This is a genomic window from Nocardioides euryhalodurans, from assembly GCF_004564375.1.
GTDB classification, from domain to species: Bacteria; Actinomycetota; Actinomycetes; order Propionibacteriales; family Nocardioidaceae; genus Nocardioides; species Nocardioides euryhalodurans.
The window spans coordinates 2,496,863-2,512,262 of the sequence record NZ_CP038267.1 but is presented as its reverse complement, the minus strand read 5'-3'; the positions used below and the strand labels follow the sequence as shown (position 1 = coordinate 2,512,262).

Annotated in this window: 17 protein-coding genes; 8 read left to right on the top strand and 9 right to left on the bottom strand. The window is 71.8% G+C overall.

Annotated elements, in window-relative coordinates; translation table 11 throughout:
* Positions 1-29: 29 nt before the first annotated feature.
* The 5 genes from EXE57_RS11980 to trxA all read left to right on the top strand — a co-directional run bounded on the left by EXE57_RS11980 (position 30) and on the right by trxA (position 4,978).
* Positions 30-2,042, top strand: coding sequence for a protein kinase family protein (locus tag EXE57_RS11980; RefSeq protein ID WP_135077793.1), 2,013 nt, complete (start codon positions 30-32; stop codon positions 2,040-2,042).
* On the top strand, positions 2,039-2,707 hold the full coding sequence (gene sigM / locus EXE57_RS11975; protein WP_135077791.1) for an RNA polymerase sigma factor SigM: 669 nt from the start codon (positions 2,039-2,041) through the stop codon (positions 2,705-2,707). The genes EXE57_RS11980 and sigM overlap by 4 nt, the downstream gene beginning before the upstream one ends.
* Before the next feature lie 48 nt (positions 2,708-2,755).
* Positions 2,756-3,448 carry a hypothetical protein gene (locus tag EXE57_RS11970; RefSeq protein ID WP_135077789.1) on the top strand — a complete coding sequence of 231 codons (693 nt, stop codon included), beginning with the start codon at positions 2,756-2,758 and terminating at the stop codon, positions 3,446-3,448.
* A gap of 98 nt (positions 3,449-3,546) precedes the next feature.
* Complete coding sequence (trxB, locus tag EXE57_RS11965) at positions 3,547-4,554, top strand: thioredoxin-disulfide reductase (protein WP_135077787.1); 1,008 nt, start codon at positions 3,547-3,549, stop codon at positions 4,552-4,554.
* Between the two features lie 94 nt (positions 4,555-4,648).
* The gene (trxA, locus tag EXE57_RS11960; RefSeq protein WP_135077785.1) at positions 4,649-4,978 is read left to right on the top strand and encodes a thioredoxin; all 330 of its coding nucleotides are present in this window, start codon (positions 4,649-4,651) and stop codon (positions 4,976-4,978) included.
* A gap of 7 nt (positions 4,979-4,985) precedes the next feature.
* On the opposite strand, the gene EXE57_RS11955 is transcribed toward trxA, so the two are convergent.
* On the bottom strand, positions 4,986-5,621 hold the full coding sequence (locus tag EXE57_RS11955; RefSeq protein ID WP_135077783.1) for a GNAT family N-acetyltransferase: 636 nt from the start codon (positions 5,619-5,621) through the stop codon (positions 4,986-4,988).
* Between the two features lie 65 nt (positions 5,622-5,686).
* Between EXE57_RS11955 and EXE57_RS11950 the strand changes: the two genes are divergently transcribed.
* Together EXE57_RS11950 and EXE57_RS11945 are read left to right on the top strand one after the other, a co-directional pair.
* The gene (locus EXE57_RS11950; RefSeq protein WP_279633139.1) at positions 5,687-6,910 is read left to right on the top strand and encodes a pyridoxal phosphate-dependent aminotransferase; all 1,224 of its coding nucleotides are present in this window, start codon (positions 5,687-5,689) and stop codon (positions 6,908-6,910) included.
* 45 nt (positions 6,911-6,955) lie between these two features.
* The gene (locus EXE57_RS11945; RefSeq protein WP_135077779.1) at positions 6,956-7,729 is read left to right on the top strand and encodes a lysophospholipid acyltransferase family protein; all 774 of its coding nucleotides are present in this window, start codon (positions 6,956-6,958) and stop codon (positions 7,727-7,729) included.
* A gap of 39 nt (positions 7,730-7,768) precedes the next feature.
* Here EXE57_RS11945 and EXE57_RS11940 read toward each other — a convergent pair whose 3' ends face one another.
* The 8 genes from EXE57_RS11940 to rpmH all read right to left on the bottom strand — a co-directional run bounded on the left by EXE57_RS11940 (position 7,769) and on the right by rpmH (position 13,021).
* Complete coding sequence (locus tag EXE57_RS11940; protein ID WP_135077777.1) at positions 7,769-8,785, bottom strand: ParB/RepB/Spo0J family partition protein; 1,017 nt, start codon at positions 8,783-8,785, stop codon at positions 7,769-7,771.
* A complete protein-coding gene (locus tag EXE57_RS11935) occupies positions 8,782-9,723 on the bottom strand; it encodes a ParA family protein (RefSeq protein ID WP_135080896.1) in 942 nt (313 codons plus the stop codon). The genes EXE57_RS11940 and EXE57_RS11935 overlap by 4 nt, the downstream gene beginning before the upstream one ends.
* Before the next feature lie 292 nt (positions 9,724-10,015).
* Positions 10,016-10,690, bottom strand: coding sequence for a 16S rRNA (guanine(527)-N(7))-methyltransferase RsmG (gene rsmG, locus EXE57_RS11930; protein ID WP_135077775.1), 675 nt, complete (start codon positions 10,688-10,690; stop codon positions 10,016-10,018).
* Positions 10,690-11,268, bottom strand: coding sequence for a Jag family protein (locus EXE57_RS11925; protein WP_135077773.1), 579 nt, complete (start codon positions 11,266-11,268; stop codon positions 10,690-10,692). Before EXE57_RS11925 ends, rsmG begins: the two co-directional genes overlap by 1 nt.
* 29 nt (positions 11,269-11,297) lie before the next feature.
* Positions 11,298-12,266, bottom strand: coding sequence for a membrane protein insertase YidC (gene yidC, locus EXE57_RS11920; protein WP_279633137.1), 969 nt, complete (start codon positions 12,264-12,266; stop codon positions 11,298-11,300).
* Positions 12,267-12,536 carry a membrane protein insertion efficiency factor YidD gene (gene yidD / locus EXE57_RS11915; RefSeq protein WP_135077771.1) on the bottom strand — a complete coding sequence of 90 codons (270 nt, stop codon included), beginning with the start codon at positions 12,534-12,536 and terminating at the stop codon, positions 12,267-12,269. It abuts the gene before it with no gap.
* Positions 12,533-12,868, bottom strand: coding sequence for a ribonuclease P protein component (rnpA, locus tag EXE57_RS11910; RefSeq protein WP_135077769.1), 336 nt, complete (start codon positions 12,866-12,868; stop codon positions 12,533-12,535). Before rnpA ends, yidD begins: the two co-directional genes overlap by 4 nt.
* 15 nt (positions 12,869-12,883) lie before the next feature.
* Positions 12,884-13,021, bottom strand: a complete 138-nt coding sequence (rpmH, locus tag EXE57_RS11905; protein ID WP_056156542.1) for a 50S ribosomal protein L34 — start codon at positions 13,019-13,021, stop codon at positions 12,884-12,886.
* Positions 13,022-13,529: 508 nt separating this feature from the next.
* Here rpmH and dnaA point away from each other — a divergent pair.
* Complete coding sequence (gene dnaA / locus EXE57_RS11900; RefSeq protein ID WP_208542831.1) at positions 13,530-14,999, top strand: chromosomal replication initiator protein DnaA; 1,470 nt, start codon at positions 13,530-13,532, stop codon at positions 14,997-14,999.
* The last annotated feature ends 401 nt before the right edge of the window (positions 15,000-15,400 follow it).

Genomic DNA, 15,400 nt, shown 5'->3' with positions numbered 1-15,400 from the left:
CGAGCGAGCGCTAGGGGGTTCGGAGGACCGTGACGCAGGCAGCGAGGCCGGGTGACGTGCTCGCCGACCGCTACCGGCTGGTCGACCTGCTCAACGAGAGCGGGAACGGCCGGTTCTGGCGGGCCCACGACCGCGTCCTCGACCGGCACGTCGCCCTCCACTGCATCGCCGACGACGACGACCGGGCCCCCGGCCTCACCGAGGCGGCCCGGCTCTCGGCGACGGTCCTGGACAGACGGCTGCTCCGCGTCCTCGACGCCGACCAGCGCGACGGCATGTCCTACGTCGTCAACGAGTGGGGGGCCGGCACCTCGCTCGACATCCTGCTGCCGCTGGAGGGGCCGCTGCCGCCCCGACGCGCGGCGTGGATCGTCTCCGAGGTGGCCGCCTCGATCGCGGTCGCCCACGAGCAGCGGGTCGCCCACGGCCGGCTGGTGCCGGAGAACGTGCTGATCGACCACAGCGGCTCGGTGAGGGTGATCGGCTGCTGCGTGGACGCGGCCCTGCGGGGGCTCCCGGCCGGCCGGGTCTCCGACGACGTGACGGACCTCGGCGGGCTGCTCTACTACACCCTCACCGGCAAGTGGGCCGGCAGCTCGACCTCGGAGGTGCCGGTCGCACCGCAGGCCCAGGGCCACTGGCTGCGGCCCCGGCAGGTACGGGCCGGGATCCCCCGGGTCCTCGACGCGATCTGCGACCAGGTCCTCAATCCCTTCGCGGCCTCCCCCTCGAGCTCCCGGCACAACCTCCACACGGCCGCCGGGCTCGCCGACGCGCTCCACGACTACGTCGGCGACCCGACCGGGATGGTGCAGGCCTCGCCCCTCAACGGTGTCCACGGGGCCGGGGCGCTCGCCGTCCCCGAGCGACGTCCGCCTGAACGCCGGCCGCCCGACCCCGAGGCCACCCAGGCGATGGCGTCCCCCGAGCCGGAGCCCGAGCCCGAGACCGAGCCGGAGGCACCGGGCGTCGGGGGGACCGAACGGGACGACGTCCCCGCGGACACCGGCCTCGCGCCGACGCTGGCGACGCCGGCCGTGCCGCCCGCTGCCCCGCCCACACCGGCCGGGGGCACCACGCCCGCCGACGCGCCCGCACCGCTCGACGACGACACCGCCGACCAGTCCGACCCGGTCGACCAGCCCACCCAGGCCGGGATGCCGATCTTCGACGACGAGGAGGACGAGGTCAGCTGGTTCTCGGCCCGCCAGGGACCGCCCCCGCCGCCCCCGCCGCTCGAGGACCCGCCCGAGCGCCCGCTCTTCGCCCCCGAGCCCGAGGACGGCGGTCCCGCCCGGCGGCCCCGGCCGGGCGCCGCGACGCCCGGTCAGCCGGACTACTGGCCCTGGGACACCGCGACGGGAGCCGCGGCCGGGACCGGCAGCGGCGTGATCCCCGTGACCGAGGACTCCGACGACGAGGACGCCGTCCCCGGGCGCTCCTGGATCCGGCTCGCTGCGCTGATCGGTGTCTCGCTGCTGCTCCTGGTCGCCGTCGTGATCGCCTACAACCTCGGCCGCGGCAAGACACCCCTCGGCGCCGAGCCGGAGCCCGACTCCCCCAGCCCCACCCAGGCGACCGAGGAGCAGCAGCCGCTGCAGGATCTGGAGATCGCCGGCGCGCGCGACCTCGACCCCCAGGGGGACCCCGCGGAGGAGAACAGCGACTCGGCGCCCCTCGCCGTGGACGGGGACCCGGCCACCACATGGCCGACCAGCACCTACGACCAACAGTTCGGACCGGGCGGCCTCAAGACCGGCGTCGGGCTGGTGGTGGACCTCGGATACACCCAGGAGGTCGCCGAGATCGACCTGACCACGGTGGGGGCTCCCACCGGCGTCACCTACTACGTCACCGACGAGGACCCCGCCGGCGTCGGCGAGCTGGAGCCCGTGGGCTCCGGCACCGTGGGGGGCGACCGACTGCGGACCACGCTCGAGGAGCCCGCGTCGGGCCAGTACCTCGTGGTGTGGCTGACGTCGCTGCCGGCGGTGTCCGACGGGTTCCGTGGCGAGGTCGCCGAAGTCGCGGTCCGGGGATGATCCCCTCCGACGAGCGGACCGACGCCGAGCTGCTCGCGGCGCACGTGCAGGGCGACACGGCGGCCTTCGGACTGCTCTTCAGCCGCCATCGCGACCGGTTGTGGGCGGTCGCGCTGCGCACCATGGGCAGTCCCGACGACGCGGCCGACGGGCTCCAGGACGCGATGGTGGCGGCGTACCGCCGGGCGGGCTCGTTCCGCGGCGAGGCCGCGGTCACGACCTGGCTGCACCGGGTCGTGGTCAACGCCTGCCTCGACCGCCTGCGCGCCGCGAAGGTGCGCCGCGTCGAGCCGCTCCCTGACGACCTCGACGAGCGGGGCGACCGGGGCTCGCTCGCCACCAGCACGCCGGCCGACCCCGCCGAGGAGGCCGAGCTCGCCGAGCGGCGCCGGCTCGTCGTCGCCGCCCTGGCCGAGCTGCCGGCCGAGCAGCGGGCCGCCCTCGTCCTGGTCGACATGGAGGGCTACTCCGTCGCCGAAGCGGCGACGATCCTCGACTGCGCGGAGGGAACCGTGAAGTCGCGGTGCTCGCGCGGCCGCACCCGGCTGGCCGGACTCCTCGGCGTGCTCGCCCCGCCGCGTGAGCACGGTCACGACCTGCCGGGGAACCCCCCGTCGGGCCCGGCCGTCCCATCCCCGGAGCCGCGTGGACCCCCGTCCGGCTGACGATCCCGCGCCCGACACGACCCCGACCGACCCGAGGAGGTGACCCGCATGGAGGACGAGCTGACGCCCGCGCAGGCCGAGCGGGTACGCCGCCTGCTCGCCGACGCGCGGCACACCGACCCGGTCCCGGACGAGGTGGCCGCCCGGCTCGACCGGGTGCTCGCCGGGCTGGGCGAGGAGTCCCCCCGCGAGGACGTCGTCCTGCAGCTGGCCGACCGGCGACGCAAGGGCGGCCGGCTGCTCCTGGCCGCCGCCGCCGTGGTGGTGGCCGGGGTCGGTATCGCCCAGGTCGTCGACACCGGCGGGAGCGACGAGGCGTCCACGGCCGGCGACGCCGGCGCCGACGAGTCCCTGACCGCGCCCGACCGGGCTTCCGGTGGCGAGGAGCGCGAGGAGCCCGCCGCGGGCCAGGCGGGTCCCGGCGCGGTCGCCCAGAGCCAGCGCTCGGTGTCCGGGCAGGAACCGCAGCGGATCCGGCCCGAGCAGTTCGTCCGGGACGCCCAGCGCGCCCGGGCCGGCGCGCGGTCGTCGTACTCCGCCGAGGTCCGGGGCGACGCACAGCTCGACGCGCTGGGCTGCGAGCCGGGCGCGTGGGGTGGCGGCCGCTACGTCGCGATCACCTACGACGGCAACGGCGGCTGGCTGGTCTTCCGGGCCCCGCGGGGCGACACCCAGGTGGTGGACCTGTTCCTCTGCGACGAGGACGACGCCGAACGGTCCGCGACCCTGCGATTCCGCTGACCCGTCCCGATCCCCACGTGGCCGCCGCCACGATCCGGCCGGGAATGGGCCTCACCTACGATCGGTTGAGACCGGTGGACCCACCAACGAGGAGCAGCATGTCCGACACGCCCCGCAACGTCATCGTCATCGGCTCCGGGCCGGCGGGCTACACCGCAGCCCTGTACACCGCCCGAGCGTCCCTCGAGCCCCTCGTCCTCGAGGGCTCCGTGACCGCCGGCGGCGCGCTGATGAACACCACCGAGGTCGAGAACTTCCCCGGCTTCCGCGACGGCATCATGGGCCCCGCGCTCATGGACGAGATGCGCGCCCAGGCCGAGCGCTTCGGCGCCGAGCTGGTCGCCGACGACGTCGTCGAGGTCGACCTGAGCGGCGACGTCAAGGTCGTGCGCACCGCCACCGAGACCTACACCGCGCGCTCGGTGATCCTGGCGACCGGCTCGGGCTACCGCAAGCTCGGCCTGCCGCGCGAGGAGGAGCTCTCCGGACGCGGCGTCTCGTGGTGCGCCACGTGTGACGGGTTCTTCTTCCGCGACCAGGCGATCGCCGTGGTCGGCGGCGGGGACTCCGCCATCGAGGAGGCGACCTTCCTGACCCGCTTCGGCACCAAGGTCTACCTGATCCACCGCCGCGACGAGCTCCGCGCCTCCAAGATCATGCAGGAGCGGGCGTTCGCCGACCCCAAGCTCGAGATCGTCTGGAACGCCGAGGTCGCCGAGATCAACGGCGACGACCGGCTCGAGTCGGTGACGCTGCGCGACACGGTGACCGGCGACACCCGGCCGCTGGAGGTGACCGGGCTCTTCATCGCCATCGGCCACGACCCGCGCTCGGAACTGCTCCCCGGCCAGGTGGACCTCGACGAGAACGGCTACGTGCTCGTCGACCACCCCTCGACGAAGACCAACCTGCCTGGCGTCTTCGCGTGCGGCGACCTCGTCGACCACCACTACCGGCAGGCGATCACCGCGGCCGGGACCGGCTGCGCGGCAGCCCTCGACGCCGAGCGCTTCGTCGCCGCCCTCGACCACGAGGCGTCCTCGGCCGGCTCCGCCGACGAGACCGCGGAGGTCGTCCGCGAGGCGGTGCAGACCGCCGGGGCCTGACCCCGCGAGCCGGGGAACATCTGTCGCAGGGCTGGTGTTCACTGGAGGACAGACTTCCCGGGACCACCAGTCCCCCGATCCGAAAGGTGCCGCAGTGGGCAACATCGCAGCCGTGACCGACGCCGAGTTCGAGGCCCAGGTCCTCAAGTCCGACAAGCCCGTCCTCGTGGACTTCTGGGCCGAGTGGTGCGGCCCGTGCCGCCAGGTCGCCCCGATCCTCGAGGAGATCGCGGCCGCGCACGGCGACCAGGTCACCATCGTCAAGATGAACGTCGACGAGAACCCCGTGACCCCCTCGTCCTACCGCGTCACCGGCATCCCGACCCTCAACCTCTACCAGGGTGGCGAGGTCGTGAAGTCGATCGTCGGCGCGCGTCCCAAGGCCGCGCTCCTCAACGAGCTCTCCGACTACATCAGCAACTGACCCGGCGTCAGTGACCTGACCGCGGCGCGCCCTCCGGGGCGCGCCGCGGTCGTTTCGCGGGGCGGACGACACCCACGAGCCGCTCCAGGGCTGCCTCGACCTCGTCCTTCCAGGTGACGGCGCTGCGCAGGTCCATCCGCATCCGCGGCGTCGTCGGGTGGGGCCGGTGCGTCCGGAAGCCGACTCCGCTCAGGAAGTCGGCCGGCACCTGGCAGCGCCCACCGGTCCGGGCGGTCGTCCCGAAGGCCTCGACGGCCCGGATGTCGCGCTCGACGAGGTCGGCCGCCATCGCCCGTACCAGCATCCGGCCCACGCCGCCGCCCCGGGCGGGCGGGTCGACGTACACCGTCGTGAGCAGCACCGCGTCCGCGGACGCCGGTGACGTCGCGAACCCGGCCGCGCCCGGGACGAACCCCGCCGGCGCGTAGACGAGGTAGCCGACCAAGGCGTCGTCGACCAGGGCCACGCGACCGCACGAGCCCCACTCCCGGAGCACCTCGGAGACCCAGGCCTCCTTCTCGGCCGCCTCGTCCTCGAGCTGGCCGCGCCGGACCGGGTCTCGCTCCCAGAACAGGCACGATCGGCACGGCGCGGGGAGCGCGTCGAGGGTGTCCAGGGTCAGCTTGACGGCGGTGCGTGACACGTCGGCCTCCTCCCCACCGATGGTAGGCCGGACACCGGGCCCGTCGACAGGGCACGCCTGAGAGGATGGCGCCCGTGCGACCCATCCGGCAGAGCAGGAAGCTCCACAACGTGCGCTACGACGTGCGGGGGCCGATCCTGGCCGAGGCACAGCGGCTGGAGGCCGAGGGCCACCGGATCCTCAAGCTCAACATCGGCAACCCGGCACCGTTCGGCTTCGAGGCGCCCGAGGCGATCGTCGCCGACATGGTCCACCACCTCCCGGAGGCCCAGGGCTACAGCGACTCGCAGGGCATCTACCCCGCGCGCACCGCCGTCGCGCAGTACTACCAGCAGCGCGGGCTGCGCGACGTCAACGTCGAGGACGTCTTCATCGGCAACGGGGTCTCCGAGCTGATCTCCATGGTGCTGCAGGCCTTCGTCGACGACGGCAACGAGATCCTGGTGCCCGCGCCCGACTACCCGCTGTGGACGGGGGCGGTCACGCTGAGCGGCGGCGTGCCCGTGCACTACCTCTGCGACGAGGACGACGACTGGAACCCCGACCTGGCCGACATCGAGTCCAAGATCACCGAGGCGACGCACGCGATCGTCATCATCAACCCCAACAACCCCACGGGTGCCGTCTACAGCCGTGAGGTGGTGGCGGGGCTGGTCGACATCGCGCGCCGCCACCAGCTCGTCGTCCTCGCCGACGAGATCTACGAGAAGATCCTCTTCGACGACGCCGTCCACCACCACGCCGCGGCAGCCGCCGGGTCCGACGTGCTGTGCTTGACGTTCTCGGGGCTGTCGAAGGCCTACCGGGTGTGCGGCTACCGCGCCGGCTGGGTGATGATCTCCGGCCCCCGCGAGCTGGCCAGCGACTTCCTCGAGGGGCTCACGCTCATCGCCAACATGCGGATGTGCGCCAACGTGCCCGCGCAGCACGCGATCCAGACCGCCCTGGGCGGCTACCAGTCGATCGAGGAGCTGATCGTCCCCGGCGGCCGGTTCTACGAGCAGAGCATGCTGGCCGACCGGCTGCTCAACGAGATCCCGGGTGTCTCCTCAGTGCGCCCCCGCGGTGCCCTCTACTGCTTCCCACGGCTGGACCCGGCGGTCTACGACATCGACGACGACCAGCAGCTCGTCATCGACCTGCTGCGCTCCAAGAAGCTCCTGGTCACCCACGGGACGGGCTTCAACTGGCCGCGGCCCGACCACTTCCGGATGGTCACCCTCCCCGACGTGGCCGTGCTCGAGGAGGCGATCGGCCGGATCGCCGACTTCCTCGCCACCCGGCGCTGACGGAGCGGACCCCTGGGCCGACGGAGCAGGCCCTACGCTGAGCCCGTGCGTGACCTCACCTATCCCCCGATCATCGTCGCCTGCAAGCTGGGCTTCCGTCTGCTGGGCCAGCACATCGACCTGGCGGGTGGTCACCACGTGCCCCGGACGGGCGGAGTGCTGCTGGCGGTCAACCACGTCGGGTACGTCGACTTCGTCTACGGCGGGCTGGCCGCCAACCCGTCAGGCCGCAAGGTGCGGTTCATGGCCAAGCGTGAGCTCTTCGACCACCGCTGGACCGGTCCGCTGATGCGCTCCTTGCACCACATCGAGGTGGATCGAGACGCCGGGGTGGCCTCCTACCGGAAGGCCGTGGACTACCTGCGGGCCGGCGAGGCCGTCGGCATCTTCCCGGAGGCGACCATCTCCCGGGCCATGGAGCTCAAGGAGTTCAAGACCGGGGCGGTGCGGATCGCCGCCGACGCCCGCGTCCCGGTGGTGCCGGTCGTGCTGTGGGGGACCCAGCGGATGATGACCAAGGACCACCCGCGCGACTTCTCCCGCGGCACCACCATCGTGATCCGGGTCGGGGAGCCGCTGCGGCCCACCGGCGAGGACCCCACCGCGGAGACGGCCGAGCTCAAGGCCAGGATGACGGGCCTGCTCGAGGAGGCGATCCGTGCCTACCCCGCCGAGGAGCAGCCGCCCGGTTCGTGGTGGGTCCCGCAACGACTGGGCGGCAGCGCTCCCACCCTCGCCGAGGCCGAACGCCTCGACGGCGAGGAGAAGCGCGCCCGGGCTGCCGCACGACGGGCGAAGCGGAACCGACAAGCCGACTAGTCTCTTTGTCGACAAATCGACGTATCGGCTTGACGTCCCTCAGATCGGGCGATCGGTGCGGTTGCGCGGATCCATGACGTCGACGATCCGCCGCAGGTCCTCCAGCGAGGCGAACTCCACGGTGATCTTGCCCTTGGACTTGCCGAGCTGGACCCGGACCCGGGTCTCGAGCCGGTCCGAGAGCCGGTCCGACATCTCCGCGAGCCCGGGCGCCACCGGTCGGCTGCGCCGGGTACGCGTCGCCGTGCCGCCGGTCTCGCCCACCGCGACGATCTCCTCCAGACCGCGCACGCTGATGCCCTCGCTGACGACCCGCGCGGCCAGACGGTCCTGCAGGTCCGGGTCCTCGACGGCCAGCAGCGAGCGGGCGTGGCCGGCCGACAGCACCCCCGCGGCCACCCGGCGCTGGACGGCCGGCGAGAGCTTGAGCAGCCGGAGCGTGTTGCTGATCTGGGGTCGCGACCGACCGATGCGGGAGGCCAGCTCCTCGTGGGTGCAGCCGAAGTCCTCCAGCAGCTGCCCGTACGCCGCCGCCTCCTCCAGGGGGTTGAGCTGGGAGCGGTGGAGGTTCTCCAGCAACGCGTCGCGCAGCATGTCGTCGTCGCCGGTCTGGCGCACGATGGCCGGGATCGTCTCCAGGCCCGCCTGCTGGGAGGCGCGCCACCGTCGCTCGCCCATGACGAGCTCGAAGGCGTCGCCGACCGGTCGGACGACGATCGGCTGCAGCAGGCCCACCTCGGCGATCGAGGTGACCAGCTCGGCCATCGCCTCCTCGTCGAAGACCTGGCGCGGCTGGACGCGGTTGGGCGTGATCGAGGCGAGCGGCAGCTCGGTGAAGTAGGAGCCACCGACCAGCTCCGGCGCGGCCTCGTCCCCCGTCGGGGCGGACCCGCCGGCGACCTCACCGTACGACGACTCGCCGACGGCATCCGGCACCTGGGTCGGCGCGTCGTCCTCGGCCGCAGGCGCCGGGCGCGCGGGACCGGTGGGGATGAGGGAACCCAGGCCGCGCCCGAGGCCGCGACGCTGCGAGGTGTTGGTGGGCGGCTGGCTCATCGGTCGGGTGCTCCCTTGCTGGCGATCTCGCGGGCGGCTTCGAGGTAACAGAGGGCTCCTGGCGAGCCCGGGTCGTAGGTCATCACGGTCTGGCCGTAGGACGGGGCCTCGGACACCCGGACCGAGCGGGGGATCGTGGTCTTGAGCACCTGGTCGCCGAAGTGCTCGCGCACCTCGTCGGCCACCCCGGAGGCGAGCCGGGTGCGCGCGTCGTACATGGTCACCAGGATCGTCGACACCGAGAGCCGTGGGTTGAGGTGGGCCCGGACCATCTCGACGGTCTCGAGCAGCTGGCCGAGCCCCTCGAGGGCGTAGTACTCGGCCTGGATCGGGATCATCATCTCGGCGCCCGCCACGAGGGCGTTCAGCGTGAGCAGCCCCAGCGACGGGGGGCAGTCGACGAGCACGAAGTCGTAGCGCTCCTCGCCCACGTCGTCCGCGCCCCCCACCCACGGGTGGCCCTGGATCGCCTTGTTCAGCCGGTTCTCGCGCGCCACCACGCTCACGAGCTCGATCTCCGCGCCGGCGAGGTCGATCGTGGCGGGCACGACCCACAGACCGGGGATGTCGGGGCACTCGGTGGTCACCTCGGCGAGGGGCACCCCGTCGACCACGGCGTCGTACGTCGACGGCACGCCGCGCCGGTGCTCGACGCCCAGGGCGGTCGAGGCGTTGCCCTGTGGGTCGAGGTCGACCACCAGGACCCGCTGCCCGAGCTGCGCCAACGCGGCCGCGACGTTCACCGTGGTGGTGGTCTTGCCGACGCCGCCCTTCTGGTTGGCTACCACCATCACCCGGGTCCGGTCCGGACGGGGCATCGGGGGACGCATCCGCGCCCCGAACCGCGCCAGCACTGAGTGCTCGGCGGCGCGGGCGAGGGGCGTGGTGTGGTCGTCGAACCCCGGTTCCCTGGCGGCGATGTCGGCGGCCGTCCGCACCGGGCCGGACGACGCGGCAGGGGCTGTTTCACGTGAAACCACGGGCGTGCTCTCTGTCGGGCGGGCTGCGTCGCTCACCGCAGCCTCCTGTGGATAAGTCGGGTCCGTATGTGGAGAACTGCGCTCAGAGGGCCACCCCAGACCGGTGGATAACTCCTGCCTCCCGGAGTCCGACCGCTCATCGAGGGGCCAGCCGAGGGAGCCGTCCGTGCTGCGGGGAGGACTCTGCGACAACGACCTGACACCTTCCGTACGCGCGCCCCGGGCGACGGCGACGTCGGGCGCGAAGGCCTCAACCTACCTGCGTCGGGTCGGCCCAAGCCACCCGGACCACCGTCGTCGGTGGATCGACCGTGCCGACGCCCAGCGAGAGGACCTCCGGGGGAGCGCACCGCAGGCGACGCAGCCGGTGGCGCGCGGCCTCGATCTCGTCGGTCACCGACGAACCCTTCATCGCCACCAGCGCTCCCGTGGGAGCCACCAACGGCATCGACCAGCGGAGCAGCCGCTCCAGCGGCGCCACCGCCCGTGAGGTCACCACGTCGAACCGCTCGTGGCCGTGCAGGTCCTCGGCGCGACCCCGCCGTACGTCGCAGTGGTCGAGGCCGAGGTCGGCGACCACCTCCTCGAGGAAGGTGGTCCGGCGCAGCAGCGGCTCCACCAGCGTCACCCGGACGTCGGGGCGTGCGATCGCGAGCACCAGGCCGGGCAGCCCGGCGCCGGAGCCGAGGTCGCACACCGTGGCCCCCTCGGGCACCGCGTCGGCCAGCACCGCACAGTTCAGCAGGTGGCGCTCCCAGAGCCGGGGCGTCTCGCGAGGCCCGATCAGGCCGCGGAGCACCCCGTCCCCGGCCAGCCAGGCGGCGTACCGCTCGGCGAGGGGGAGTCGGTCCTGGCCGCCGGACGCGAACGCCCCCCGCGCCTCCGGAGGCGCGGGGGGCGTTTCACGTGAAACGTCGTCCGTCATCAGTTCGGGAGGACCACCACGTAGCGACGCGGCTCGACGCCCTCCGACTCCGAGGTCAGGCCGGCGGCCGCCACGGCGTCGTGGACCACCTTGCGCTCGAACGGCGACATCGGGTCGAGCGATGCCGACTCACCGGACTCCTTGACGGTGGCGACCGTCTGCGCGGCCAGCTTCTCGAGCTCCTCGCGCTTCTCGGCCCGGTAGCCGGAGACGTCGAGCATCAGCCGGGAGCGCTCGCCGGTCTCGCGGTAGACCGCGAGCCGGGTCAGCTCCTGCAGCGCCTCGAGCACCTCGCCGTTGCGACCCACGAGCTGCTGCAGGTCGGCGCCGACCACCGACACCGAGGCCCGGTCGCCGTCGACGTCCATGTCGAGGTCACCGTCGAGGTCGGCGATGTCGAGGAGCTCCTCGAGGTAGTCGGCCGCGATGTCGCCCTCGTTCTCGAGCAGCTCGCGGCGCGACGGCTTGTCGCGTGCGGGCTCAGCGTCGTCGTGCTGGTCGTGCTGGTCGTGCTCGGGGGACTCGTCCTGAGGGGTCGCGAGGTCTTCGTCGCTGACGGCCTGGTCCTGATCGGTCATGCCTGGGTGTCCTGCCTTCCGGGTGTCGATCACGTGTTCTTGGGTCCGGAGCCACCGGACTTCTTGCGCTGCTGGCGGGTCTGACGCTTGGGCTGCTGCCGGGGGGCGGGCCGCTGCTCCTCCACGACCTCGGTCGTGGTGGTGGCCGCCTCCGGTGCGTGGCCGTGCTTGGCGGCCTTGGCCGCGTCGCGCTCCTCCTTGGCCTTGAAAGCGGGTGTGCCGGGGGCCGGGTTGTTGCGGATCACGTAGAACTGCTGGCCCATGGTCCACAGGTTGGAGGTGGTCCAGTAGAGGAGCACGCCGATCGGGAAGGCGATGCCACCGACGGCGAAGACGAGCGGGAGGATGTAGAGGAGCAGCTTCTGCTGCTGGGCGTAGGGGCCGGTCAGCGCGTCGGCGGGCATGTTCTTGCTCATCAGCTGGCGCTGGGTGAGGAAGGTCGTCGCCGTCATGGCGATCACCAGCAGCGCCGCCATCACCATGACGCCGATGTCGCCGCCGGCGCTGATGAAGGTCTCGGAGAGCGGCACTCCGAGCAGCTCGGCCTCACCGAACTGCTGGGCCTGCAGCGGCGTGAGCACACCCTTGGCCTCGCCCCGCGAGGCGTTGTTCAGGATGCTGAACAACGCGAAGAAGATCGGCATCTGCAGCAGGATCGGCAGGCACGAGGCGAACGGGTTGGTGCCCGACTCGCGGTAGAGCTTCATCGTCTCCTGGGCGAGACGCTCCCGGTCGTGGCCGTACTTCTTCTGCAGCTCCTTGACCTTGGGCTGGATCAGCTGCATGTTGCGGCTGGACTTGATCTGCTTGACGAACAGCGGGATCAGCGCCGCCCGGATCACCAGCGTCAGGCCGATGATCGACAGCGCCCAGGCAGCGCCGCCCGCGGGGTCCAGGAACGTGCTGAAGGCCTGGTGGAACAGGTCCAGCACGAACGAGATCGCGTAGTACAGCGGCGCCATGATGAAGCCGCCGATTTCCTGGAAGAAGTCGATCACTCAGGCTCCTTGGCTCTGGGTTCGGCTCGGGGAACCGGGCACGCTCGGCCCGGTGGTGCGGGGAGGGACGGGGTCGTAGCCGCCGGCGGCCCACGGGTGGCAGCGCGTCAGCCGGCGACCGGCCAGCCAGCTGCCGCGCAGGCTGCCGTGGACCGTCACCGCCTCCAGGGCGTACGCCGAGCAGGAGGGGTGGTAGCGGCAGACCTGGCCGTACAGCGGGCTGATCACCAGCCGGTAGGCCTTCAGCAGGCCGATCAGGACGTACTTCACGACGCCACCCGTCGCAGGCAACGGTCGAGGTCGTCCCGGAGTTCCCCGGAGGAGGCCTGCGCCGCGGCCGGGAGGGCCCGGACCACGAGCACGCCGAAGCCCGGGAGCAGGTCGAGCTGCTCCCGGACGAGGTGTCTCAGTCTGCGCTGCACGCGATGGCGGACGACGGAGTTCCCCACCGCCTTGCTGACCACCAGCCCCACCCGGGGGCCGGCGTCCGTGGTCTCGCGGACCAGGTGCAGCACCAGGGTGCGTGACCCCGCCCGGCGTCCGTCACGGATGACGGTACGGAACGTCGGGCCGTCGGTCAGGCGGTGTGCTGCGGGCAGCACGGCAGCGGAGTGATCTCAGACGGCCAGGCTCTTGCGGCCCTTGCGGCGACGCGAGGACAGAATGCTGCGGCCGGCGCGGGTGCGCATGCGCAGGCGGAACCCGTGCACCTTGTGGCGGCGACGGTTGTTCGGCTGATAGGTACGCTTGCTCACGGCTTTCTCTTTCGTGGTGGTGGCAGAAGATCGTCCGGTTCGGTGGGACCGGCAGGCTCCGAGGAGCACGCCGGATCGGCACGGCTTTCGGCCGGCACCGCCCACCCACGGCCGGAGTTCCTCCGTGGACATGCGGCACCCGTCGACACCAGGCGACCGGCCAACGGTACGCGGGCGGCTCGTACAGGGTCAAACCCGCGCACGGCGCCGTCCGGGACCGGTGTCACCACCCTGCCACGTGCCTGTGGAGAAAGTCTTGCCGCGGCCCGCCGCCGCTTGTTACGTTCGCCCCTTCCGGGCTTCCCCGCCGGCACCCGATCTGCTCGGTTCTCCCCAGCACGTGACGGGGGTCACAGAACCGCACAACAAGGTCCTGACCTGCAGAAACGTTGATGTGCGCAGGTCTGGTCGGGCGTCGGGACCGCCTTCCTCCACATGGAGTGAGGTGGGTTCACAGACTGTGGACAAAGCTGTGGACCGAAGAGCGGTACATCGGCGTAGAACTTTGGTGGAAGGCAGACACGACGTGGAGCAGCCCACAGCAGACCTGGACGCGGCCTGGCGCGGCGTCCTCGGCGACCTGCAGCCCAACCAGCGGGCCTGGATGAGGTCGAGCGAACCGGTGACGCTCCACGAGAGCACCGCGATCATCGCCGTCCCCAACGAGTTCACCCGCAACCAGCTCGAGGGCCGGCTGCGCGGTCAGCTCGAGGACGCGTTGACCGTCGCCTTCGGCCGCGAGATCCGGATCGCGGTCACGGTCAACCCGGCGCTCGACCAGGAGGACGGCGTCGAGGCGCCCGAGCCCCACGTCGAGGAGTCGACACGTCGAGACAGCGACATGTCGACAAAGTCACACGAGCCCTCGCTGCCGACCCCGCGGGTCCCCCGCGACGACCACGCCCCGTCCGGACCCACCGGTCCGAGCACCACCTCGCTCGAGACCCGCCTCAACCCGAAGTACACCTTCGAGACCTTCGTCATCGGCTCGTCGAACCGGTTCCCGCACGCAGCGGCCGTCGCCGTCGCCGAGGCGCCCGGCAAGGCCTACAACCCGTTGCTCGTCTACGGCGACTCCGGACTCGGCAAGACCCACCTGCTCCACGCGATCGGCCACTACGTCCGCAGCCTCTACTCGGGCGCCAAGGTGCGCTACGTGTCGAGCGAGGAGTTCACCAACGAGTTCATCAACGCCATCCGCGACGACCGCCAGGACCGCTTCAAGCGGCGCTACCGCGACGTCGACGTGCTGCTGATCGACGACATCCAGTTCCTGGAGGGGAAGACCCAGACCCAGGAGGAGTTCTTCCACACCTTCAACACGCTCCACAACGCCAACAAGCAGATCGTGCTGACCTCCGACCGCCCGCCCAAGCGGCTCGAGGCGCTCGAGGACCGGCTGCGCAACCGGTTCGAGTGGGGGCTGATCACCGACGTCCAGCCCCCCGACCTCGAGACCCGGATCGCGATCCTGCGCAAGAAGGCCGCCATGGACCGGCTCACCGCGCCGCCGGACGTGCTGGAGTTCATCGCCTCCAAGATCCAGACCAACATCCGCGAGCTCGAGGGCGCGCTGATCCGGGTCACCGCGTTCGCCAACCTCAACCGCCAGGAGGTCGACATGACCCTGGCCGAGATCGTCCTCAAGGACCTGATCCCCGAGGGTGGCGAGCCGGAGATCACCGCCGGCCTGATCATCGCCCAGACCGCCGCGTACTTCGGGCTCTCCATCGAGGAGCTCACCGGGCCCAGCCGCGGCCGCCACCTGGTGATGGCACGCCAGATCGCGATGTACCTCTGCCGCGAGCTGACCGACCTGTCGCTGCCCAAGATCGGCGCCGAGTTCGGCAACCGGGACCACACGACGGTGATGTACGCCGACCGCAAGATCAACACGCTGCTCGCCGAGCGGCGGGCCGTCTTCAATCAGGTCAGCGAGCTCACCAACCGGATCAAGATGCAGGCCCGGCAGGGCTGACGAATCACACGCCCGGGTCTGCCTCATCGCTGTGGAGGACTTGTGGTTCGTCGGCCCGATCTTCTGCACAGCCTGTGCACAACCGGTGAGTGTTGCGGCCGCCGTCATCTCTCGTTCACATGCCACGGTGGCTCGTCGTCGCTCGCTGCACACCCCCTGTGCACCAACGACACGCAGCCTGACCTGCGCAGACGATGGTTCTCCACAGATTCCACCGACGCTATGACTCCTACGAGACCACATCCGGATCGATCATCGGTGAATGTCCACTCGACCGCCCTTCTGGGGACAACTCCGGTCATCGGTGCTCGATCGGGGCACACCGCCGCACCGCCCTGGCCGGTGCGTGACCCCCGACCCCATGCGAACCACACGGTGTCGTGGCAGGATTCACCTCCCAC